Here is a 1,199-nt window from a genome sequence, read left to right on the forward strand (position 1 = left end):
TGTATTAGTTCAGACCTGATCTGACACTTCGATTTGAAAAGAAGAGAGTTTCCCGTTTTGATGTTGGTGTCGAATCAAAATCAAACACAAAGGAAACTCTCTATGCTTGAGTCTAACAATCCCATCATAAAACACAAAGCCGGTTTGCTGAATCTAGCAGAAGAACTGGGCAATGTTTCAAAGGCCTGCAAGGTTATGGGCGTATCCAGAGATACGTTCTATCGTTACCAGCAATCAGTCGAAGAAGGTGGCATTGATGCCTTAATCAACCAGAATCGAAAAGTCCCCAACCGCAAGAACCGTGTTGATCCTGACATTGAGGAAGCCGTTAAAACGTATGCTGTCGAACAGCCTGCGCATGGCCAGGTTCGTGTGAGTAATGAGCTTAGGAAGCGTGGTGTCTTCGTCTCGGCCAGCGGTGTTCGCTCTGTGTGGTTAAGACACAACCTGGAGAACTTTAAGAAGCGCCTGAAAGCTCTGGAAGCGAAAGTGGCTGAGGAAGGAATCATCTTAACGGACGACCAGGTTGCCGCATTAGAACGGAAGAAACTGGACGATGAGGTTAGCGGCGAAATAGAAACGCATCACCCAGGTTACCTGGGTTCGCAAGACACCTTCTACGTTGGCAACCTGAAAGGCGTTGGACGCATCTATCAGCAAACCTTCGTTGATACTTACAGCAAGGTCGCCTTTGCGAAGCTCTACACGACTAAAACGCCGATTACAGCGGCCGATGCACTGAACGATAAAGTACTGCCGTTCTTCGCCTCTCAGGAGCTGCCTATGCTGAGAATTTTAACGGACAGAGGCACTGAATACTGCGGCAAACCCGAGCAGCATGACTACCAGCTCTACTTAGCGATCAATGATATCGATCACACGAAAACCAAAGTGAAATCACCGCAAACCAATGGTATCTGCGAACGCTTCCATAAAACGATTTTACAGGAGTTTTATCAGATCACCTTCCGGAAGAAATTGTATGCGTCGATCGACGCCTTACAAAAAGATCTGGACGAGTGGATGGAATACTACAACAATGAACGAACTCATCAGGGAAAAATCTGTTGCGGTAGAACGCCGTTGGAAACATTACTTGATGGAAAACGAATCTGGGCTGAAAAGAAATTAACCCAGATTTAATCTGACAGACACCAGCTTAAAACGGGCGACTGTCAGATCGAGTCTGAACTACTACA

The 1,199-nt window shown here is 46.5% G+C and carries 1 protein-coding gene; it reads left to right on the forward strand.

What is annotated here, in order from left to right:
• The first annotated feature begins 102 nt into the window (after positions 1–102).
• Positions 103–1,143 (forward strand): IS481 family transposase, encoded by a 1,041-nt coding sequence (locus ACFOMG_RS16630; RefSeq protein WP_376868314.1) that lies wholly within the window; start codon positions 103–105, stop codon positions 1,141–1,143.
• Positions 1,144–1,199 lie beyond the last annotated feature (56 nt).

Source organism: Bacterioplanoides pacificum (genome assembly GCF_042648445.1).
GTDB lineage: Bacteria > Pseudomonadota > Gammaproteobacteria > Pseudomonadales > Oceanobacteraceae > Bacterioplanoides > Bacterioplanoides pacificum.